Here is a 21,647-nt window from a genome sequence, read left to right as displayed (position 1 = left end):
GCGCCACGGTTCTCGTTCTCAAGCTCGACCTCAGCCTCAACCTGTCTAAAATTGCAGTCCGCCTTCACGCGACGCCTCGGCCAACGCCTTGATCCGACCGTGATACATGCGGCCGCCGCGATCGAAGACGACTGCGGTGATCTTGGCCGCCTTGGCGCGATCCGCCAGGAGCTTGCCCACGGCCTTGGCGCCCTCGATGCTGCTGGTGGATTTCAGCGATGTCCGCAACGACTTGTCCAGAGACGAGGCGGCGGCGAGCGTCGTGCCCTTGATGTCGTCGATGATCTGCGCATAGATATGCGCGCTGCTGCGGAAGACGTTCAACCGAGGCCGCTCGGGCGTACCCATGATCCGCTGGCGAACCCGCCGTCTGCGCCGTTCGAGCTGTCGTTCTTTTTCGGCTGTATTCATGATCCAATCCTTACCCCGCCTTACTTCCCGGTTTTGCCTTCCTTCTTGCGCAGCACTTCACCCATGTAGCGGACGCCCTTTTGCTTATACACGTCCGGCGGCTTGATGGCCCGCAGATTGGCGGCCACCTGCCCCACCAGGCGCTTATCCACGCCCTTGATGTTGATGATCGTCTGCTTATCGACTTTGACATCGATGCCGGCCGGCACTTGATAGGTGACCGGATTGATGTAGCCAACGTTGAAGCTCATCGTCCGGCCCTGAATCTGCGTTTTATACCCGACGCCGGTAATTTCCATGGACTGTTCGTAGCCTTTGGTCACTCCCTGGACCATGTTATTGAGCTCCGCTCGAACCAGACCGTGCAACGCGCGCACTCGCCGGTCGTCGCTGGACCGGCTCACGACGATCTGCCCGTTCTCGACGGCGACAGCGATGCCCGGCGCGACCGACCAATCGAGCTTGCCCAACGGCCCTTTCACCGACACCGTCGGTCCGGCCACCTTCACTTCCACTCCGCCCGGAATCGCGATCGGCTTGTTCCCAATGCGTGACATATCGTTCCGCCTCTCGACGCTGACGTTTACCACACCGAGCAAAGGACTTCCCCGCCCAGCTTGTTCCGGCGGGATTCCTGATCGGTCATAATGCCCTTCGACGTGGAGAGGATGGACATCCCGATGCCGTTCCGGACCTTCGCGATGTCTTTGCTGCCGACGTACACCCGGCGGCCCGGCTTGCTGACGCGCTCCAACCCGGTGATCATGGGTTGCCCATCCCCCACATACCGCAACTGGACTTTCAGCGCCGGGTGGCCTTCGACCGTGGCGTCCTCCACCGTCTCGACGTAGCCTTCCTTTTTCAAGATCTCCAGAATGGCGCGCTTCAACTTGGATGCCGGAACCGTGACGGTTTCATGCCGGCGTTGCGAGCCGTTCTTCAACCGAATCAAGAGATCGCCGATGGGATCAGTAACCATTGCTGTATCCTTCTACCTTCCTCGGACCGTGTTTTACGGTGAATGCGTTCTACCAGCTGGACTTCCGCACGCCCGGAATTTCGCCGCGCAGGCTCAAAAAGCGGAAGCAGATTCTGCACATGCGAAACCGGCGCAGATAGCCCCGTACGCGTCCGCACACGCCGCACCGGTGATACTCGCGCGTCGAAAACTTCTGCTTGGCCGCCGCCTTATTTCTCAGCGCTAATCGTGACACAACCTCTCCTTCCGTTCCGAACCCCGCTCGCCCTGAGCGCCGTCGAAGGGAGCCTGACGAGGAGGCCTACGTTCTGAACGGCATCCCCAAATGTTTCAACAGCGCCTTGCCTTCGTCATTCGTGCGCGCCGTCGTGACGATCGTGATATCCATCCCGTGAATGGAGGCCACTTCGTCGTACTTGATCTCCGGGAAAATCAACTGCTCTTTCAGTCCCAGCGTGTAGTTCCCGCGCCCGTCGAACGCCTTGGGCGACACGCCGCGGAAGTCGCGGATGCGCGGCAGCGCCAGCGTGACCAGCCGGTCGAAGAACTCGTACATCCGGCGGCTGCGCAGCGTGACTTTGGCGCCGATCGGCAGCCCCTGACGCAACTTGAAGCCGGCGATCGCCTTCTTGGCCCTGGTCACCACCGGCTTCTGTCCGGTGATCGTGCCCAACTCCGCGACCGCGCTCTCCAGCAACTTCACGTTCTGGATCGCTTCGCCCATGCCGACGTTCAGCACCACGCGCTCCAGTTTAGGCACCTGCATCACGTTCTTGTAGCCGAACTCCTTCATGAGGGCCGGCACCACCTGTTGCTGATACATATCGCGCAGCCTGGGGCGGAACTTCGATTCTTCGCTGCCCTGGTCCAACTGCTGGGGCGCGCTGTCCTTTTTCGCGCTCTTTCGCTCGGCCGGCTTCTTCCCGCCGCCTTTTTCCACCTTCGCCATGCCTAACTCCTCGGCTACTCGATCGTCTCGTTCGATTTCTTGCTGAACCGGACCCGCCGGCCGTCCGCCAGGGTACGGATGCCCATGCGCGTGGGCTTCTGCGTGACGGGACAGAGAAACATGACATTGGAGATCGCCAGCGGCGCTTCGCGCTCCAGGATCCCGCCCTGCTTCGCTTTTTGATTCGGTTTCGTATGCCGTTTGATGATGTTCAACTTCTCGACCGTCACCTTGCCGGCGCCCAAATCGACGGACAAGACCTTGCCGGATTTTCCGCGCTCCCGGCCGGCGATGACCACGACCGTGTCGCCTTTCCTAATCCTGCTTTTCCCAAGTGCTTGCACAACGTCCCCCATGACGTCCCCCTACAGCACCTCAGGTGCCAGGGAGATGATCTTCATGAATTTCTTCCACCGCAGCTCGCGCGCCACCGGCCCGAAGATGCGGGTGCCGATCGGCTCGCCGTCTTTATTGATCAGCACGCAGGCGTTGCGGTCGAATTTGATGTAGGACCCGTCCTCGCGCCGCACTTCTTTGGTCGTCCGCACGATGACGGCCCGGCTGACATCGCCCTTCTTCACGCCGGCCTGGGGAATCGCTTCCTTGACAGCGACGACCACCACATCTCCCAGCGACGCATACCGGCGCTTCGTCCCTCCGAACACATGGAAGCACATCGCCTGCTTCGCCCCGGAGTTGTCCGCCACATCCATATAGGTATAGTTCTGAATCATGTGCCGATCTTTCTTTCCGTGCCGCCGCGCCCCTGATTAGTCCGCCCGGCCCTTCTGAATCACCTCGACCACCCGCCAGTGCTTTTCCTTGCTGAGAGGCCGCGTCTCCACCATGCGCACCTGATCGCCGATGTGACAGGCGTTCTGCTCGTCATGCGCCTTGAGCTTGGTGACCCGGCGCAAGACCTTGCGGTACACCGGATGGATGACTGACCGCTCCACGGCCACGACTACGGTCTTGTCCATCTTGTTGCTCAGGACACGGCCGACCCACTCGCGCTTCTTTACAGCTTCCGTCATAGTCACGATCCTTTGGCCTTCGCTTCCTTTTTGGAGACTTCCGCGATCACGGTTTTGATCCGCGCGATATCCCGCTTGGTCTTGCGAATCTGCATGGGATTTTCGAGCCGCCCGGTGCCGAACTGAAAGCGAAGATTGAACAGCTCCTGCACCAACTGCTTTTCCTTATCGGCCAACTCAGGGCCGCTCAATTGCCGCAACTCTTTCAGGTCCAACGCCATGGTCACCGTTCCTCACTCGCCCTGATACCGCATCAAGAATTCGCCGCGCACCACCAAGCGGGTCGCCACCGGCAACTTGTGCGAGGCCAGCCGAAAGGCTTCTTTGGCCACATCCGGGGTCACGCCGTCCATTTCATACAGAATCCGGCCGGGCTTCACGACCGCCACCCAGTATTCCGGATTCCCCTTGCCCTTGCCCATGCGGGTTTCCGCCGGCTTCTTCGTGATCGGCTTGTCCGGGAAAATCCTGGTCCACACTTGCCCGCCCCGCTTGACATAGCGCGTGATCGCGATACGCGCCGCTTCGATCTGGCGGCTGGTGACCCATCCCGGCTCCAAGGCCTTGAGCCCGAACTGTCCGAGCGTAATGTCGCCGCCACGATAGGCCTTGCCCGTCATGCGGCCCTTTTGCATCTTGCGAAACTTGACTTTCTTTGGCGCTAACACTGGTCTTTCTCCTTAACCGAGACGACGGTCGAGCGCCGATTCCGCTTTCAACGGCTGCACCGGCAGCAACTCGCCCTTGTAGATCCACGTCTTGACGCCGATTTGGCCCATCGTCGTATGCGCTTCGGCAAAGCCGTAATCGACTTCGGCCCGCAGCGTGTGCAAGGGCACCCGGCCTTCGCGATACCATTCCGTGCGCGCGATTTCCGCGCCGCCCAATCGGCCGGCCACCATGATCTTGATACCCTGGGCGCCAAGCCGTAAGGCCGACTGCACGCTCCGCTTCATGGCCCGGCGGAATGCGACGCGTTTTTCCAGCTGCGTCGCCACGTTCTCGCTCACGAGCTGCGCGTCCAACTCGGGCTTCTTGATTTCCTTCACCGTGATGTAGACCTGACCGCCGTACTGCTTTTCGAGGTCGGCCTTGAGCTTGTCCACTTCGGCGCCCTTACGGCCGATGATAATGCCGGGGCGGGCGGTGTGAATGATGACTCTGGTCTGATCGCCAGACCGTTCGATTTCCACCTTGGCGACACCGGCGTGGTACAGCTTCGCTTTAACCATCTTTCGGATCCTGATGTCCTGATGGAGCAGCTTCGCGTACTCCTTGCCCGCGTACCAGCGCGAGTTCCAGGTGTAGTTGTACCCGAGTCGGTAACCGATGGGATGTGTTTTTTGACCCATACGCTGTGTGCCTCAGTGAACGATCGCTGAATGAGTAATCGTGATCCGTTTACTTCCGTTTGCCGTCCAGGGACGGCGCCGCGACCACCACGGTGATATGGCTGGTCCGCTTTTGAATCGCATTCGCCCGCCCCATCGAGCGGGCCCGAAACCGCTTGTACGTCGGGCCGCAGTCCACGAAGGCCTTGGAAATGACCATCGACTCGCTGTCGCCCATTTCTTTTTGTTCCGCATTCGCCACGGCGGACTTGAGAATTTTCTCCACCACCCGCGCGGCATGCCGCGGCGTATGCTTGAGCATCGCGAGCGCCATCGGCACTTGCTGTCCGCGGATCATGTCGATCACCGGCTTCGCTTTGCGCGGTGCGACGCGGACGAATCTGAGAATTGCCTTTGCCTCTGCCATGATTGAAATCCAGCCATTGGTCACTAGTCATTGGTGCAGGGAACCGCCGTCTCACACGAATGACCGTCGACGAATGACTCTTGACCTCCCTATTTCAGCGGAACCGCCTTCTCCGTCTTCGCCTGGCCATGCCCCTTGAAGAATCTGGTCGGCGCAAATTCGCCCAGCTTGTGGCCGACCATATTTTCGGTCACAAACACGGGGATGAACTTCTTCCCGTTGTGGACGGCGAAGGTGTGGCCGATCATGTCGGGGACCACGGTCGACCGGCGCGACCAGGTTTTGATCAGCTTCCGATCCTTCGTCTGATTCATTTGCTCGACTTTCTTGAGCAGGTGCTCGTCGACAAACGCGCCCTTGCTGATGGATCTAGGCATTGCGCACTCCTGACTTGCGGCGGGCGATGATGTACTTGTCCGTCTTCTTGTTTTGCCGCGTCTTGTAGCCCTTCGTCGGAAGCCCCCACGGCGACACGGGATGCGGATTGCCTTGCCCGGACTTCCCTTCGCCCCCGCCGTGCGGGTGATCGACCGGGTTCATCACGACACCGCGCACATGCGGCCGTTTGCCTTTCCAGCGCGAGCGGCCAGCCTTGCCGACACTCACGTTCTCATGGTCCAGATTGCCCACCTGTCCGACGGTCGCCATGCAGGATCCGAGAATTCGGCGCATTTCACCGGACTTGAGCCGGACCTGTACGTAGCCCCCTTCGCGGCCCATCACCTGCGCGAATCCGCCCGCGCTGCGGATGAGCTGCGCGCCCTTCCCCGGCTTCAGCTCGATGTTATGGATCGTGGTGCCGAGCGGCATGCTGGACAGGGCCAGCGCGTTTCCCGGCCGGATTTCCGCCTCGGGCCCGGACTGCACTTCGTCGTTCACGTTCAAGCCCACCGGTGCGAGGATGTACCGCTTCTCGCCGTCGCGATACTTGAGCAACGCAATGCGTGCCGACCGGTTCGGGTCGTACTCGATCGCCTCCACGCGAGCCGGAATGCCGGCTTTATCGCGACGGAAATCGATCGTGCGATACAGCCGCTTATGTCCTCCCCCACGGAAGCGGATGGTCATCCGGCCGTCGTTGTTCCGGCCGCCGGTCCTGACATGGAAGGACGTCAGCGACTTCTCCGGCTTTTTTTTGGTCAATTCCTCCGTCGTGACCGCCGTCATACCGCGGCGGCCCGCCGACGTGGGACGATACGATTTCAAACCCATGATGGAGCCCTACCCTTCCTCAATACCTACGCGCTCTCGTACATTTCGAGCTTCTCGCCCTCTTTCAGGGTGACGAAGGCCTTCTTCCAATCGGACCGCTTGCCGGAGAACCGGCCGAGACGCTTCACCTTGCCGCGGACGTTGAGCACATTCACCTTCTCGACTTTGACCTTCAAGAGCGCTTCCACCGCCTGCTTGATCTGCACGCGGTTCGCTTCGGGATGAACGATGAAGCCGACCGTATTCGTCTTCTCCCGAAGTCCGGTGATTTTTTCCGTCAACAGCGGCTGCACCAGAACGGCGTGCATACTCAGACTCACGACCACACCTCCTTCACGCGGCCCAGCTCGCGTTCCGGGATCACGACCACCTGGGCGCGGACGATGTCATAGACATTCAGCCGGTCCGGGCTCACGACTTTCACCCCCTCGAGATTCTTCGCCGCCTGCAACACGCCGGTCTGCCCGTCGCCGGCGATGACCAACGCATGATCGCCCCCGCTGAACTGTGCGAGCGCCTTCGCCAATATTTTGGTCTTCGGCTGATCGAGCGACAAATCGGACACGACGATCAACTTGTTGTCCGTCAGCTTGCCCGACAGCGCGCCCTGCAGAGCCGCCCGGTATTTCTTCTTCGGCATCGTGTAGGCGTAGCTGCGCGGCTTCGGACCGAAGACCGTGCCGCCGTGCCGCCATACGGGCGACCGCAGCGAACCGGCGCGGGCGCGGCCGGTGTGCTTCTGCTTCCAAGGCTTCTTGCCGGACCCGCTCACTTCACCCCGGCGCAGCGTGGAGGCGGTGCCCTGGCGCTCGCAGGCTCGCTGCATCACGACCGCCTCATGCACCAGGGCCGCGCGCGGCTCGCAGCCGAACACTTCCTGCGGCAGATCGACCGTGCCGACTTTTCTTTTTTGCAAATCGACGACATCAACGGTGGGCATGACTAACCCTTCTTCGACTTTCTCACCATGATCAGGCCGTTCGCCGCACCGGGAACGGCACCGCGCACGAACAGCAAATTCTCTTCAGGCCGGGACTCTACCACTTTCAATCGCTGGGCCGTGACGCGCTCGGCCCCCATATGACCGGGCAGGGTCTTGCCCTTCCAGACGCGGGAGGGAAAGGAACTGGAACCGATAGATCCGGGCGCCCGATGGAACATCGACCCGTGGGACTCGGGACCGCCGGCATAATGGTGCCGCCGCACGACGCCTTGGAACCCTTTGCCCTTGGACACGCCGATGACATCGACCCAGTCGCCTTTTTTAAAGATCCCAACCGTGACCGACTGACCGACCGCCACCTCGCCGTCCTTTTTGAATTCCCGCAGCCACCGGCTGGCCGGCGCCTGCTGTTTCTTGAGATGGCCCAGCTCCGCCTTCGAGAGTTTCCGCTCCTTGACTTCGCCGAAGGACAACTGAACCGCCTCATAGCCGTCCCGCTCCTTCGTCTTCACCGTGACCACCCGGCAAGGGCCGGCCTCGATCACCGTGACCGGAGTCAACCGGCTCTCGTCATAAATCTGGGTCATCCCCAGTTTTTTCCCAAGCAACCCGTTCGTCATTCTTAACCCCGTTCGAGGTCCGAGGTTCGAGGTTCGAAGCAATCGCGTTAACTTCGAACGTCGAACTTCGAACACTTACAACTTAATTTCAACGTCCACCCCGGCCGCGAGATTCAGCTTCATCAAGGAGTCCATCGTCTCAGGGGTCGGCTCCATGATGTCGAGCAGCCGCTTGTGCGTCCGCATCTCGAACTGCTCGCGCGACTTCTTATCCGCGTGCGTGGATCGCTGCACCGTAAACTTCTCGATCTTGGTCGGCAGCGGGATCGGCCCGACGATCTTCGCCCCGCTGCGCCGCACCGTCTCGACGATTTCCGCCACGGATTGGTCCAGCACGCGGTAGTCGAACCCCCGCAGCCTGATTCTGATTCGTTGATCGACCTTCACGTCTTGCTCCTCAGCCTTCAGCTCTCAGCGTTCAGCATTCAGCTCAAGGCTGACGGCTGATCGCTGACGGCTGATCGCTACGCTAAGATTTCCGTCACCACGCCCGAGCCGACGGTCTTGCCGCCTTCGCGCACGGCGAACCGCAGGCCCTGATCCATCGCGATCGGGCTGATCAGCTCGGCCGTCACGCTCACGTTGTCCCCCGGCATGACCATCTCCACCCCCGGGTTCAACTGCACGACCCCCGTCACGTCCGTCGTCCGGAAGTAGAACTGCGGCCGGTAGCCGTTGAAGAACGGCGTGTGCCGCCCGCCCTCTTCCTTGGTCAACACGTAGATCTCCGCCTTGAACTTCGTATGCGGGGTGATGCTCTTGGGCTTGGCCAACACCATGCCGCGCTCGACCTCTTCCTTCTTGGTCCCCCGCAGCAAGACCCCGATGTTGTCGCCCGCCTGCCCTTCGTCCAGCACCTTGCGGAACATCTCGACGCCCGTCACCACGGTGCTCTGCGTCGGCCGCAAGCCCACGATCTCGATTTCGTCGCCCACCTTCACGATGCCCCGCTCGCAGCGTCCCGTCACCACCGTGCCGCGCCCGCTGATGGTGAAGACGTCTTCGATCGGCATCAGGAACGGTTTGTCGATCGGCCGTTGCGGCGTCGGAATATACGTATCGACGGCGTCGAGCAGCTTCATGATGCTGGGCACGCCGAGCGGCCCTTGATCGCCTTCCATCGCCTTCAAGGCGCTGCCCTGGATGATCGGCGTCTTGTCGCCCGGGAAGCCGTACTTGGTGAGCAGCTCGCGGACTTCGAGCTCGACCAACTCCAGCAACTCTTTGTCGTCGACTTTGTCGCTCTTGTTCAAGAACACGACGATGTAGGGCACGCCCACCTGGCGGGCCAACAGGATGTGCTCCCGCGTCTGCGGCATGGGGCCGTCGGCCGCGCTCACGACCAGGATCGCCCCGTCCATCTGGGCGGCTCCGGTGATCATGTTCTTGACGTAGTCGGCGTGGCCCGGGCAATCGACGTGGGCGTAGTGCCGCTTGTCGGTTTCGTACTCGACGTGGCTGATGGCGATGGTCATGATCTTGGTGGCGTCGCGCCGGCCCTGGCTCTCGCTCGCCTTGGCCACTTCGTCGTAGCTCACGAACTTGGCCATGCCCTTGTCCGCGCAGACCTTCGTCAACGCCGCGGTCAGCGTGGTCTTCCCATGGTCCACGTGCCCGATCGTCCCGATGTTCACATGCGGCTTCTTCCGCTCAAATTTCGCCTTCGCCATACTTCCTCCTCAACCGTGATGAGTGAGCAGTGATTAGTGATGAGTTATCAGGCCGACCGCTTTCTCCCGCCCATCACTCATCACCCATCACTCGTCACTGTATTATTCCCCGCGATACTTGGCCATGATGCCTTCGGCGATCTGCCGCGGGACCTGATCGTAGCGATCGAATTCCATGCTGTAGGTCGCGCGGCCCTGCGTGCGGGACCGGAGATCCGTCGCATAACCGAACATCTCGCTCAAAGGCACCGACGCTTCGATCGCCTGGGCGCCGGCCCTCACTTTCATCCCCTGGACCTTGCCGCGCCGGCCGTTCAAATTGCCGATCACGTCGCCCATGAACTCCTGCGGCACCAACACTTCGACTTTCATGATCGGCTCCAGCAGCACCGGATCGGCCTTCTTACAGGCATCGGCAAAGCCCATCGACGCCGCGATCTTGAACGCCATTTCGTTGGAGTCGACGTCGTGGTAGGACCCATCCGTCAACGTGACGCGAATGTCGCGCAAGGGATAGCCTGCAATCACGCCGGTCTCCATCCGTTCCTTGACGCCCTTTTCCACCGCCGGGATGAATTCCTTCGGGATCGCCCCGCCGACGATCTTGTTGACGAACTCGAAGCCCTTGCCCGCTTCGGACGGCTCCACCGTGAGGACCACGTGTCCGTACTGGCCGCGCCCGCCGGTCTGCTTGATGTACTTGGACTCGGCCTCGGCCTTGCGGCGGATCGTCTCGCGGAACGCCACTTCGGGCTTGCCGACGTTAGCCTCGACTTTGAATTCACGCAGCAGACGATCGACGATGATCTCCAGGTGCAGCTCGCCCATGCCGGCGATGATGGTCTGCGCGGTTTCCTCGTCCGTGCGGACGCGGAACGACGGATCTTCCTGCGCCAGCTTCTGCAGCGCGAAGCCCATCTTCTCCTGGTCCTGCTTCGTCTTTGGCTCGATCGCCATCGCGATGACCGGCTCGGGAAACTTCATCACTTCCAGCAGCACCGGCTGCTTTTCGTCGGCCAACGTGTCTCCCGTCGTCGCGCCTTTCAGACCCACCGCCGCAGCGATATCACCGGCGTAGACCATGTCGATTTCTTCCCGCTTGTTCGCATGCATTTTCAACAAGCGGCCGATGCGGTCCTTCGTGCCCTTGGTCACGTTGAGGACCGGGGTGCCGGTCTTGAGCGTGCCGGAGTACACGCGGAAATAGGTCAACTGCCCCGCGAAGGGATCGGACATGATCTTGAAGGCCAAGGCGGAGAACGGTTCGTCGTCGGAGGGCTTGCGCTCCACTTCCTTGTCCGTCTTCGGATCGATGCCTTTCACCGGCGGAATGTCCACCGGGGAGGGCAGATACTCAACCACCGCGTCGAGCAACTGCTGCACGCCCTTATTCTTGAACGCCGACCCGCAGATCACCGGCGTGATCTTCATCGAGATCGTCCCCGCACGGATGGCGCGGCGAATCTCGTCTTCGGTCAGCTGATGGCCGTTGAGATACTTTTCCATCACCTGATCGTCGAATTCAGCCACCGCGTCGAGCATCTTCTCGCGATATTCGTTCGCCTGATCCACCAAATTCGCCGGGATCTCGTCGACGACGTATTTGGCGCCCAGCGTTTCGTCGTCGTAGAAGAAGCCCTTCATCTTGACGAGATCGATCGTCCCCCGGAACTCGCCTTCGCGGCCGATGGGGATTTGAATGGGCACCGGCTTGGCGCCGAGACGGTCGATGATGGATTGCACGCTGGCATAAAAGTCGGCGCCGACCCGGTCCATTTTGTTCATGAAGGCGATGCGCGGGACGTTGTACTTGTCGGCTTGGCGCCACACGGTTTCGGACTGCGGTTCCACGCCTTGCACCGAATCGAACGCCGCCACCGCGCCGTCCAGCACGCGGAGCGAGCGCTCGACTTCGATCGTGAAGTCGACGTGGCCCGGCGTGTCGATGATGTTGATGCGATGATCACGCCAGAAACAGGTCGTCGCGGCGGCCGTAATCGTAATGCCGCGCTCGCGCTCCTGTTCCATCCAATCCATCGTCGCGGCGCCTTCATGCACCTCGCCGAGCTTGTGCGTCATCCCGGTATAGAACAGGATGCGCTCCGTCGTCGTCGTTTTGCCGGCATCGATGTGGGCCATGATGCCGATATTGCGCGTATGTTCCAATGATGTTTGACGAGCCACGTGTTCCTCTAAAAAAACGTATGCTGCAAGTCGAGCCGACTACGCTGCTGCGATTCAGGGGCACCCCCGCGTCTGCGGATCGCAGCACGGCCCAACTGCAGCACAGAACGACGTTACCAGCGATAATGGGCGAAAGCCTTGTTCGCCTCCGCCATCCGATGCACGTCTTCCCGTTTCTTGACCGAAGCCCCTGTATTGTTCGATGCGTCGAGCAGCTCGGCGGCCAACTTTTCCCGCATGCTTTTGCCGCCGCGGGTGCGCGAATATTCCGAGAGCCACCGAAGGGCCAACGACACCCGGCGAGCCGGCCGGATTTCCACCGGCACTTGATAGGACGCACCGCCGACGCGCCGCGACTTCACCTCGACGATCGGCTTCACGTTGTCGATCGCCGCCTTGAACACTTTCAACGGATCGTTGCCGGTCTTCTGCTGAATCGCGTCGAAGGCGCCGTAGCAGATCCGCTCCGCGGTGCTCTTCTTGCCGTCGCTCATGAGCGTATTGATGAACTTCCCGACCAGCTTGTCGCGATACCGCACGTCGGGGAGCACTTCACGCTGATCCAGAAATCTGCTACGTGGCATCTTCTACCTATTACTATAGTTCCATTGAATCATGCGAATCATCGAACCGATGCATCCCTGATTCAATCGTCAAGCGCACAACGTTTCTTACTTCGGCCTCTTCGCTCCGTACTTGGACCGGCTCTGCTTCCGGTCCGCCACACCGACCGCGTCCAATGCGCCGCGGACCAGGTGATACCGCACGCCCGGAAGGTCCTTCACACGACCGCCGCGGACCAGCACGATGGAGTGCTCCTGCAGGTTGTGGCCGACGCCGGGAATGTACGTCGTGACTTCCATCCCGTTGGTCAACCGCACGCGGGCGACTTTCCGCAAGGCCGAGTTCGGCTTCTTCGGAGTCGTGGTATACACCCTGAGGCATACGCCGCGCTTCTGCGGGCAGGATTTCAACGCAGGACTCTTCGTCTTGGCCTTGACGAGATTGCGGCCTTTTCTCACCAACTGATTGATCGTCGGCATCGTGTTAAACCTTTTTCAAACGCACACGAAACTCTGCCCTCATGAGCAAAGCCGGTGGATTATAATGACGCGCCCCCCACCTGTCAAGGGAGGGGCGCGCCGTCCTTCTTCTTAAGACCGCGCAGCATCGCTCGTCGCCGCGGCGGCGGCGGCGTCCGGAGTGGCGGTCACCGCTGCTGGAGCGGCCGCCACCGCCGCCGGCTCGGGCTTTTCACTAATGACGAACGTGTCGCGATACTCGTCGAACCCGGTCCCGGCCGGGATCAACCGACCGACGATGACGTTTTCCTTGAGACCGAGCAGATTATCTTCGCGGCCGTTGATGGCCGCTTCCGTCAGCACGCGCGTCGTTTCCTGGAACGACGCCGCGGAAATGAAGCTGTCGGTCGTCAACGCGGCCTTGGTGATGCCCAGCAGCACCGGCTTGCCCAACGCGGGCTTGCCGCCGCTTTCGAGCACCCGTTCGTTTTCCTTCTCGAACACGTGCTTGCTGACTTGGCTGCCCGGCAGGAATTGCGTATCGCCGGGCTCTTCGATGCGCACCTTGCGCAGCATCTGCCGTACGATGATCTCGATGTGCTTGTCGTTGATCGAGACGCCCTGCAGGCGATACACGTCCTGCACTTCATCCACGAGATACTTCTGCAGCTCGTTCGGCCCGAGCACGTCCAGGATGTCGTGCGGGTTCGCCGAACCGTCCATGAGCGGCTCGCCCGCGCGCACCCAGTCGCCCTCGTGCACGTTCACGTGCTTGCCTTTCGGAATGAAGTATTCCTTCACGTCGCCCATCTTGTTGTCGACGAGCACCTTGCGCTGACCCTTGACGAAGCCGCCGTAGGACACTTCACCGTCGATCTCGCTGATGACGGCCTGCTCCTTCGGCTTCCGCGCCTCGAACAGTTCCGCCACGCGCGGCAGACCGCCGGTGATGTCTTTCGTCTTGGTCGTTTCACGCGGAATCTTCGCCAACACGTCGCCCGGATGGACCATGGCGCCCTTTTCCACGAAGATGTGGGCGCCCACCGGCAACAGGTACCGTGCGACCGTGCCGGCCGCGCCGGACACCTTGGCGGTCTTTCCGCCTTCGTCTTTGATCGAGACGCGCGGGCGCAGGGTCTGGCCGGTGTGTTCGATGATCACCTTTCGCGAGAGGCCCGTCACCTCGTCGAATTCTTCCTTCATCGTCACGCCTTCGACGATGTCGCCGTAGGCCACCTTGCCGCCCACCTCGGTCAGAATCGTGAGCGAGTAGGGATCCCACTCCACCAGCTTCTGGCCCAGGGCCACCGGATCGCCGTCCTTGATCTTGATCTTCGCGCCGTACACGACCGGATACTTCTCGCGCTCGCGGCCGCTGTCGTCGATGATCGCGATTTTTGCGTTGCGGTTCATGACGACCCATTCGCCTTCCTTGTTGCGGACGGCGATGCCGCCGTTGTGCACGTCAGCGTTCTTTTTCGCGTCGAAACTCATGAACTTCATGCGGCCCGCGTGCTTGGCTTCGAGCACGGTCTGCTCCACCACTTTGCTGGCCGTTCCGCCGATGTGGAACGTCCGCATGGTGAGCTGGGTGCCCGGCTCACCGATGGACTGCGCCGCAATCACGCCGACCGGCTCGCCCTTTTCGACGAGGCGCCCGCGCGCGAGATCGCGGCCGTAGCAGGCCTGGCACACGCCGCGCTGCGAGACACAGGTGAGCACAGACCGGATTTTCACCCGATCGACGCCCGCCTCCACGATCGACCGCGTCAGCTCTTCGTTGATCTCTTCGTTGCGCGACACGATGATTTCGCCGGTCACCGGATCGCGGATGTCTTCCGCCGCCAACCGGCCCAGCACGCGCTCTTCCAGCGGCTGGATGATCTCGCCGCCCTCGACCAGCGCGCTCACCATGATGCCGTCGTGCGTGCCGCAGTCGATTTCGCTGATGATCACGTCCTGGGCGATATCCACCAGCCGTCTGGTGAGATAGCCGGAGTTCGCGGTCTTCAACGCGGTGTCGGCCAACCCCTTGCGGGCGCCGTGCGTCGAGATGAAGTACTGCAACACCGTCAGTCCTTCGCGGAAGTTGGCGGTGATCGGCGTTTCGATGATTTCGCCCGACGGCTTGGCCATCAGGCCGCGCATGCCGCCCAGCTGCCGGATCTGCTGCGAGCTGCCGCGCGCGCCGGAGTCGGCCATCATGAAAATCGGATTGAAGGATTCGGCCTTGCCGGGATCGCCGCCCGCGCCGAGCTCCTTCATCATCTCGTTGGCCACCTGCTCCGTCACATGCGCCCAGATGTCGATGACCTTGTTGTACCGTTCGCCGTTGGTGATCAAGCCTTCGGCGTACTGCTTTTCGATCTCGTTCACTTCGCGTTGCGCCTTCCCGATGAAGTCTTCCTTCTTGGTCGGGATGTGCATGTTGTCGATGCAGATCGACACGCCGGCGCGCGTCGCGTACTGGAAGCCGATGTCCTTGATCTTGTCGAGAAACTCGACCGTGTCGCGATGGCCGGTCTGCCGGTACACCGCGTCGATCAGCTTGGTCATTTCCTTTTTGGTCATGAGCTTGTTCGCGTTCGCGAACGGCATGCCGGCCGGCAGGATCTCCGACAGCAGCACGCGACCGACGGTGGTCTGCACCAACGCGCCGCCGATCCGGACCTTGATCCGCGCATGCTCTTCCACTTCGCGCGCATCGAACGCGATCCGCACTTCTTCGGGCGAGCCGAAGACCTTGCCCTCACCCTTGGCACCCAGCCGTTCCTTCGTGAGCCAGTAGCAGCCCAGCACCATGTCCTGCGACGGCACGGCAATCGGCTTGCCGTTGGCGGGCGAGAGAATGTTGTTGATCGACATCATCAGCACGCGCGCTTCGACCTGCGCTTCCACCGACAGCGGCACGTGGACCGCCATCTGGTCGCCGTCGAAGTCCGCGTTGAACGCGGCGCACACGAGCGGATGCAGACGGATGGCTTTACCCTCGACCAGCACCGGATCGAAGGCCTGAATGCCGAGCCGGTGCAGCGTGGGTGCGCGGTTGAGCAGCACGGGATGCTCGCGGATCACTTCGTCCAGCACGTCCCAGACTTCGGGCCGTTCCTTCTCGACCAGACGCTTCGCGCTCTTGATGGTCGTCGCCGCGCCGCGCTCTTCCAGCTTGTGGAAGATGAACGGCTTGAACAACTCCAAGGCCATCTTTTTCGGCAAGCCGCATTGATGCAGGCGCAACTCCGGGCCGACCACGATGACGGTACGGCCGCTGTAGTCGACGCGTTTCCCCAACAGATTTTGGCGGAAGCGGCCCTGCTTGCCCTTGAGCATGTCGCTCAAGGACTTGAGTGGGCGCTTGTTCGGTCCACGGATGGCGCGGCCGCGGCGGCCGTTGTCGAACAGCGCATCCACCGCTTCCTGCAGCATCCGCATTTCGTTCCGGATGATGACGCCCGGCGCCTTCAATTCCATCAGCCGCTTCAACCGGTTGTTCCGGTTGATCACACGACGATAGAGATCGTTCAAGTCGGACGTCGCGAACCGGCCGCCGTCCAACGGCACCAACGGACGCAATTCCGGCGGCAACACCGGGATGACGTCCATGATCATCCATTCGGGCTTGTTGCCGGACTTGCGGAACGCCTCAAGTACTTTAAGGCGCTTCGCATATTTCTTCTTCATCGCCGCCGAGGCGGAGGCTTTGGCCTTGACTTGCAGCTCGTCCCACAGGGCGTTGATGTCGATCTTGCGCAGCAAATCGCGGATCGCCTCGGCCCCGATGCCGACTTTGAATCCGCTGGACCCGTATTCGGACATGAGCGTCCGCAGCTTGTCTTCGGGCACCAATTCCTTTTCCGAGAGATCCGTCGATCCGGGATCGACGCACACGTAGCTTTCGAAGTAGAGAATCTTCTCCAACTGCTTCAGGCTCATGTCGAGCAGCGTGCCGATGCGGCTCGGCACACCCTTCAGAAACCAGATATGCGCGACGGGTGCGGCCAGCTCGATATGGCCCATCCGCTCGCGGCGCACTTTGGATTGAATCACTTCGACGCCGCACTTATCGCAGACGATGCCGCGATGCTTCATGCGCTTGTATTTGCCGCAGTTGCATTCCCAGTCCTTGATCGGCCCGAAAATCTTCGCGCAGAACAATCCGTCTTTTTCCGGCTTGAACGATCGGTAGTTGATCGTTTCCGGCTTTTTCACTTCGCCGTACGACCAGGACCGGATCTTCTCGGGCGACGCGATGCGGATGCGCATCGAATCGAACGACACCGAGTCCCGCGGCTTTTCGAACAATGTGTATACGCCTTCCAAGGTATGACCTCCTCCGAGACCGGCTCGGCGCCGGTCCACAAGTGGTTAGTCTTGCGTCTTGACCAATTCGACGTCCAAGCCCAAACTTTGCAGCTCTTTGACCAAGACGTTAAACGACTCGGGCAACCCCGGCTCCAGGAACGGTTCCCCTTTGACGACCGCCTCGTACATGCGCGAACGGCCCGGCACGTCGTCGGACTTCACGGTCAGGAATTCCTGCAGCGTCGACGCCGCGCCATAGGCCTGCAGCGCCCACACTTCCATTTCTCCCAACCGCTGGCCGCCGAACTGGGCTTTGCCGCCCAACGGCTGCTGCGTAACCAGCGAATACGGCCCGATCGACCGCGCATGGATCTTGTCGTCCACCAAATGGTGCAGCTTCAGCACGTACATGTAGCCCACGGTGACCGGGCTGCCAAAGGGCTCGCCCGTCTTGCCGTCAACCAACTGGCTCTGTCCGCTCGGCGGCAGCTTCGCCTTCTTGAGCAGATCCTTGATTTCCTTTTCCGACGCTCCGTCGAATACCGGGCTCGCGACTTTGATGCCGAGCGCTTTGGCCGCCCAGCCCAGGTGCGTCTCCAGAATCTGGCCCACGTTCATACGGGACGGCACGCCCAGCGGATTCAACACGATCTCGACCGGCGTCCCGTCGGGCAGGTAGGGCATGTCTTCTTCCGGTAAGACCCGCGAGACCACGCCCTTGTTCCCGTGACGGCCAGCCATCTTGTCGCCGACCTGGATCTTCCGCTTCATCGCGATGTAGACCTTGACCAGCTTGATCACGCCCGGGGGCAACTCGTCGCCTCGCTTCAGGCGGCCGATCTTCTCGTCGTATAGGGTCTGGAGGATTTCGATCTGCTCCTTCGCCCGCCGCTCGACGTCTTCCAATTCCTTCTGCTCGTCCGGATCGCTCAGAATGATGTGGCGGACCGTGTCGTCCGGCAACCGCTTGAGAATCTCGGCGGTGAGCTTGCCTTTCTTCTTGAGAATGACATCGCCGGTGTCCGGATCCATGAGATCTCGGCCCACCACCTTGCCGAGCAGGAGCTTCCGGATCTTCTTCGTTTTTTCCTCGTCGATGATGCGCAGCTCTTCATGGTGATCGCGCTGCAGCTTCATCTGGTCGTCGGTTTCGATGCTCTTCGAGCGCTCGTCCTTATCGAGACCCTTGCGCGAGAAGATCTTCACGTCCACGACGATGCCTTCCACGCCCGGCGGCACGGTCAACGACGTATCCTTCACGTCGCCGGCCTTTTCGCCGAAGATGGCGCGGAGCAGCTTTTCTTCCGGCGTGAGCTGCGTCTCGCCCTTGGGCGTGACTTTCCCGACCAGAATGTCGCCCGGCTTCACTTCGGCGCCGATGCGGATGATGCCGCTCTCGTCGAGATTGCGCAGCGCCTCTTCGCCGACGTTGGGAATGTCGCGCGTCACGTCTTCCTTGCCGAGTTTCGTGTCGCGCGCCTCGACCTCGAACTCCTCGATGTGGATCGAAGTGAAGGCGTCTTCCCGCACCAGCTTTTCGCTGAGCAGAATGGCGTCTTCGAAGTTGTAGCCGCCCCAAGGCATGAAGGCGACCAGCACGTTCTTGCCCAACGCGAGCTCGCCGTGGTCGATCGCAGGCCCGTCGCCCAGGACCTGGCCCTTCTTCACCGGCTGTCCAATGCGGACCACCGGCGTCTGGGTGATGCAGGTATTCTGGTTCGACCGCTGGAACTTGATCAGGTCGTACACGTCCAGACCGGAATCCTTGCCCTTCTTGCCGTCTTTCGAGTCGGCCCGGACGACGATACGCGTGGCATCTACACTTTCCACGACACCGGCCCGGCGCGCCTGCACGACATAGCCGGAGTCCCGTGCGACCACCGCCTCCATGCCGGTGCCCACCAACGGGGCCTCCGACGTGATGAGCGGCACCGCCTGACGCTGCATGTTCGAACCCATCAAGGCGCGGTTCGCGTCGTCATGCTCCAGGAACGGCACCAGCGCCGTCGCGACGCTGACCACCTGCTTGGGCGACACGTCCATGTATTCGATGCGATCCGGCGTCGCCATGACGAAATCGCCGCCGTGCCGGCAGGAGACGGTCTCGGAGACGAGCCGGCCGGAGCCGTCGACCTTGGAGTTCGCCTGCGCGATGATGTATTTGTCGCCCTCGATGGCCGAGAGGAATTCGATCTCGTCCGTCACGCGGCCCTTCACGACCTTGCGGTACGGCGCTTCGATGAAGCCGAACTGGTTGATCCGCGCATAGGTCGCCAGCGACGTGATCAACCCGATGTTCGGCCCTTCCGGCGTTTCGATCGGGCAGATGCGGCTGTAGTGGGACGGATGCACGTCGCGCACTTCGAAACCGGCCCGCTCTCGGGTCAACCCGCCCGGCCCGAGCGCCGACAGCCGGCGCTTGTGGGTGATCTCGGCCAGCGGATTCGTCTGGTCCATGAACTGGGACAGCTGGCTGCTGCTGAAGAATTCCTTGACCGCCGCCACGACCGGCTTCGCATTGATCAAGTCATGCGGCAGCACGGTCTCCATATCCAGCAGATTCATCCGCTCCTTGATGCTGCGTTCCATCCGGACCAGCCCCAACCGGAACTGATTCTCCAGCAACTCGCCGACGGAACGGACACGCCGGTTGCCCAAGTGGTCGATGTCGTCGATCTCGCCCTTGCCCATCTTGAGGTTGACGAGATACCGGATCACCTCGACGATGTCCTGCGCGGTCAACGTGCGCTGCTCCAACGGCAGGTCGAGGCCCAGTTTCTTATTCAATTTGAGCCGGCCGACCGGCGACAGGTCGTAGCGCTTGCTGTTCAAAAACAGATTGTCGAACAGGGCGCGGGCCGTATCGACCGACGGCGTCTCACCCGGACGCAGCCGGCGGTAGATTTCCACCATCGCCTCCTCCTTGGAGGCGATCTTTTCCATTTCCAAGGTATCGAGAATGACCGGCGTGGCCGTCGCCGTGTCGAGGTAAATGACTTTGAACTCCTCGACGTCGCTCTCGACGATTTGCTCGACGATCTCGGCCGTCAGCCGCTGGTTCTTTTCGGCCAACTTGTTCTTCTTCGAGTCGACCAATTCGGTCAGCACGGCGCGGCCGACCAATTCGGACGGCGCCAGCGGAATTTCTTTCACGCCGGCCGCCTTCAACTTGGCGATCAGGCCCTTGGTCAACCGTGCGCCTTCGCGCACCAGCGGTTCCTTGGCGCCTTTTTCGGTGACTTCGGCGGAGGCGCGCAATCCGTGATGGATTTCGGGATCGAGTTTGCGGAACAGTTTGCCCTTGACCACCCGGATCTCTTCGACCGGGTAGTACATCTTCAGCAGGTCGTCGCTGGAATAGCCGAACGCCTTCAGGAGGATCGTCGTCGGCATCTTCCGCCGGCGGTCGATGCGGACATAGAGGATGTCGCGCGCGTCGAACTCGAAATCGAGCCAGGATCCGCGATAGGGAATGATGCGGGCGCTGTACAATACTTTGCCGCTGGCATGCGTCCGGCCCTTGTCATGCGTGAAGGAGGCGCCCGGCGACCGGTGCAGCTGGCTCACCACGACCCGTTCGGTGCCGTTGACGATGAAGGTCCCGCGCTCGGTCATGAGCGGCAGCTCGCCGACGTAGACTTCCTGCTCGCGCACGTCGAGGACTTTCTTCCGCGGCCCCTTGTCTTCCTTGTCGAACACGACCAACCGGACCCGCAGCTTGAGCGGCACGGCGAAGGTCATGCCCTGTTCGAGGCATTCCCGCTCGTCGTATTTGGGCGTGCCGAGGGTGTAGCTCGAAAATTCGAGCACGGCGGTGTTGTTGTAGTCGGGGATCGGAAATACACTCGCCAACGCCGCCTGCAGCCCATGATCCTTCCGCCGCTCCGGCTCCACTTCCATTTGCAGGAACTCTTCATAGGAGCGTTTCTGAATCTCGATCAGATCAGGGATATCGATGTTGGTTCGAATGCGGGAAAAATCTTTCCGCTCGACGAACTCTTGGAGAGTCGTTTCGGGCATTAGCCGCTCCTCCACGCTGGTTGGCGGTAAACAGAAGTCAATGGTCATCGGTCAATGGTGGGACCCACGAAACGCGGCCTCCTCCGATTGACCAATGCCCAGTGACCGATGACTACTGACGTACTTACTTGACGTCGACCTTGGCGCCGCTCTCTTCGAGCTTTTTCTTCATCGTGTCGGCTTCTTCCTTCGCCACGCCGGTCTTCACCGGCTTGGGCGCGCCTTCCACGAGGTCCTTGGCTTCCTTCAACCCCAGGCTGGTGAGCTCGCGCACCACCTTGATGATCTGGATCTTCTTGTCCGCCGGCGCCGCCGCCAGAATGACGTCGAACGCCGTCTTCTCCTCGGCCGGCGCCGCCGCCGCTCCACCGCCGGCAGCCGGAGCAGCCGCTACGGCCACCGGAGCCGCCGCCGTGACGCCGAACTTGTTCTCCAACCCCTTGACCAGCTCGGCGAGCTCGAGCACGCTCATGCTCTCGATGGCCTTGATCAATTCTTCCTGTGATAGTTTCCCCTCTGTGGCTGGCATGTCCCCTTCTCCTT

General features: G+C 61.3%; 25 protein-coding genes. All 25 read right to left on the bottom strand.

The window, feature by feature from the left end:
* Positions 1–45: 45 nt before the first annotated feature.
* Positions 46–411 carry a 50S ribosomal protein L18 gene (gene rplR, locus NITMOv2_RS05680; protein WP_083447772.1) on the bottom strand — a complete coding sequence of 122 codons (366 nt, stop codon included), beginning with the start codon at positions 409–411 and terminating at the stop codon, positions 46–48.
* Positions 412–431: 20 nt separating this feature from the next.
* Positions 432–968, bottom strand: a complete 537-nt coding sequence (gene rplF, locus NITMOv2_RS05675; protein WP_053378955.1) for a 50S ribosomal protein L6 — start codon at positions 966–968, stop codon at positions 432–434.
* Positions 969–994: 26 nt separating this feature from the next.
* A complete protein-coding gene (gene rpsH / locus NITMOv2_RS05670) occupies positions 995–1,390 on the bottom strand; it encodes a 30S ribosomal protein S8 (protein WP_053378954.1) in 396 nt (131 codons plus the stop codon).
* Between the two features lie 49 nt (positions 1,391–1,439).
* On the bottom strand, positions 1,440–1,625 hold the full coding sequence (locus tag NITMOv2_RS05665) for a type Z 30S ribosomal protein S14 (RefSeq protein ID WP_053378953.1): 186 nt from the start codon (positions 1,623–1,625) through the stop codon (positions 1,440–1,442).
* A 66-nt stretch (positions 1,626–1,691) separates the two neighbouring features.
* The gene (rplE, locus tag NITMOv2_RS05660; RefSeq protein WP_274519501.1) at positions 1,692–2,339 is read right to left on the bottom strand and encodes a 50S ribosomal protein L5; all 648 of its coding nucleotides are present in this window, start codon (positions 2,337–2,339) and stop codon (positions 1,692–1,694) included.
* 14 nt (positions 2,340–2,353) lie between these two features.
* Positions 2,354–2,695, bottom strand: coding sequence for a 50S ribosomal protein L24 (gene rplX, locus NITMOv2_RS05655; RefSeq protein WP_053378952.1), 342 nt, complete (start codon positions 2,693–2,695; stop codon positions 2,354–2,356).
* Between the two features lie 9 nt (positions 2,696–2,704).
* On the bottom strand, positions 2,705–3,073 hold the full coding sequence (gene rplN, locus NITMOv2_RS05650) for a 50S ribosomal protein L14 (RefSeq protein WP_053378951.1): 369 nt from the start codon (positions 3,071–3,073) through the stop codon (positions 2,705–2,707).
* 36 nt (positions 3,074–3,109) lie between these two features.
* On the bottom strand, positions 3,110–3,373 hold the full coding sequence (gene rpsQ / locus NITMOv2_RS05645; protein WP_053378950.1) for a 30S ribosomal protein S17: 264 nt from the start codon (positions 3,371–3,373) through the stop codon (positions 3,110–3,112).
* A 2-nt stretch (positions 3,374–3,375) separates the two neighbouring features.
* Entirely contained in the window at positions 3,376–3,588 is a 213-nt protein-coding gene (gene rpmC / locus NITMOv2_RS05640) for a 50S ribosomal protein L29 (protein WP_053382002.1), read from the bottom strand.
* Between the two features lie 18 nt (positions 3,589–3,606).
* Positions 3,607–4,041 (bottom strand): 50S ribosomal protein L16, encoded by a 435-nt coding sequence (rplP, locus tag NITMOv2_RS05635; RefSeq protein ID WP_053378949.1) that lies wholly within the window; start codon positions 4,039–4,041, stop codon positions 3,607–3,609.
* Positions 4,042–4,053: 12 nt separating this feature from the next.
* Entirely contained in the window at positions 4,054–4,725 is a 672-nt protein-coding gene (rpsC, locus tag NITMOv2_RS05630) for a 30S ribosomal protein S3 (RefSeq protein ID WP_053378948.1), read from the bottom strand.
* Between the two features lie 49 nt (positions 4,726–4,774).
* Positions 4,775–5,131, bottom strand: a complete 357-nt coding sequence (rplV, locus tag NITMOv2_RS05625; protein ID WP_053378947.1) for a 50S ribosomal protein L22 — start codon at positions 5,129–5,131, stop codon at positions 4,775–4,777.
* Between the two features lie 89 nt (positions 5,132–5,220).
* Positions 5,221–5,508 carry a 30S ribosomal protein S19 gene (gene rpsS, locus NITMOv2_RS05620; protein ID WP_053378946.1) on the bottom strand — a complete coding sequence of 96 codons (288 nt, stop codon included), beginning with the start codon at positions 5,506–5,508 and terminating at the stop codon, positions 5,221–5,223.
* Positions 5,501–6,343: a 50S ribosomal protein L2 gene (gene rplB / locus NITMOv2_RS05615; protein ID WP_053378945.1), complete on the bottom strand. Its 843-nt coding sequence runs from the start codon at positions 6,341–6,343 to the stop codon at positions 5,501–5,503. Before rplB ends, rpsS begins: the two co-directional genes overlap by 8 nt.
* 26 nt (positions 6,344–6,369) lie before the next feature.
* Positions 6,370–6,657 carry a 50S ribosomal protein L23 gene (locus NITMOv2_RS05610; RefSeq protein WP_053382001.1) on the bottom strand — a complete coding sequence of 96 codons (288 nt, stop codon included), beginning with the start codon at positions 6,655–6,657 and terminating at the stop codon, positions 6,370–6,372.
* Between the two features lie 2 nt (positions 6,658–6,659).
* On the bottom strand, positions 6,660–7,283 hold the full coding sequence (rplD, locus tag NITMOv2_RS05605) for a 50S ribosomal protein L4 (protein ID WP_053378944.1): 624 nt from the start codon (positions 7,281–7,283) through the stop codon (positions 6,660–6,662).
* A 2-nt stretch (positions 7,284–7,285) separates the two neighbouring features.
* A complete protein-coding gene (gene rplC / locus NITMOv2_RS05600) occupies positions 7,286–7,906 on the bottom strand; it encodes a 50S ribosomal protein L3 (protein WP_053378943.1) in 621 nt (206 codons plus the stop codon).
* 75 nt (positions 7,907–7,981) lie between these two features.
* The gene (gene rpsJ, locus NITMOv2_RS05595; RefSeq protein ID WP_053378942.1) at positions 7,982–8,293 is read right to left on the bottom strand and encodes a 30S ribosomal protein S10; all 312 of its coding nucleotides are present in this window, start codon (positions 8,291–8,293) and stop codon (positions 7,982–7,984) included.
* Between the two features lie 77 nt (positions 8,294–8,370).
* Positions 8,371–9,576: an elongation factor Tu gene (gene tuf, locus NITMOv2_RS05590; RefSeq protein ID WP_053378932.1), complete on the bottom strand. Its 1,206-nt coding sequence runs from the start codon at positions 9,574–9,576 to the stop codon at positions 8,371–8,373.
* 102 nt (positions 9,577–9,678) lie between these two features.
* On the bottom strand, positions 9,679–11,760 hold the full coding sequence (fusA, locus tag NITMOv2_RS05585; protein WP_053378941.1) for an elongation factor G: 2,082 nt from the start codon (positions 11,758–11,760) through the stop codon (positions 9,679–9,681).
* A 113-nt stretch (positions 11,761–11,873) separates the two neighbouring features.
* Positions 11,874–12,344 (bottom strand): 30S ribosomal protein S7, encoded by a 471-nt coding sequence (rpsG, locus tag NITMOv2_RS05580; protein ID WP_053378940.1) that lies wholly within the window; start codon positions 12,342–12,344, stop codon positions 11,874–11,876.
* A gap of 87 nt (positions 12,345–12,431) precedes the next feature.
* Positions 12,432–12,803 carry a 30S ribosomal protein S12 gene (gene rpsL, locus NITMOv2_RS05575; protein WP_053378939.1) on the bottom strand — a complete coding sequence of 124 codons (372 nt, stop codon included), beginning with the start codon at positions 12,801–12,803 and terminating at the stop codon, positions 12,432–12,434.
* 111 nt (positions 12,804–12,914) lie between these two features.
* Complete coding sequence (gene rpoC / locus NITMOv2_RS05570; protein WP_238590473.1) at positions 12,915–17,102, bottom strand: DNA-directed RNA polymerase subunit beta'; 4,188 nt, start codon at positions 17,100–17,102, stop codon at positions 12,915–12,917.
* A gap of 45 nt (positions 17,103–17,147) precedes the next feature.
* Entirely contained in the window at positions 17,148–21,104 is a 3,957-nt protein-coding gene (rpoB, locus tag NITMOv2_RS05565) for a DNA-directed RNA polymerase subunit beta (RefSeq protein WP_053378938.1), read from the bottom strand.
* Between the two features lie 124 nt (positions 21,105–21,228).
* Positions 21,229–21,633 (bottom strand): 50S ribosomal protein L7/L12, encoded by a 405-nt coding sequence (rplL, locus tag NITMOv2_RS24395; protein ID WP_053382000.1) that lies wholly within the window; start codon positions 21,631–21,633, stop codon positions 21,229–21,231.
* Positions 21,634–21,647: the final 14 nt, after the last annotated feature.

Source organism: Nitrospira moscoviensis (assembly GCF_001273775.1).
In the GTDB taxonomy this organism is placed as follows: domain Bacteria; phylum Nitrospirota; class Nitrospiria; order Nitrospirales; family Nitrospiraceae; genus Nitrospira_D; species Nitrospira_D moscoviensis.
The sequence above is the reverse complement of the archived record's forward strand: the minus strand, read 5'-3'. Positions and strand labels throughout refer to the sequence as shown.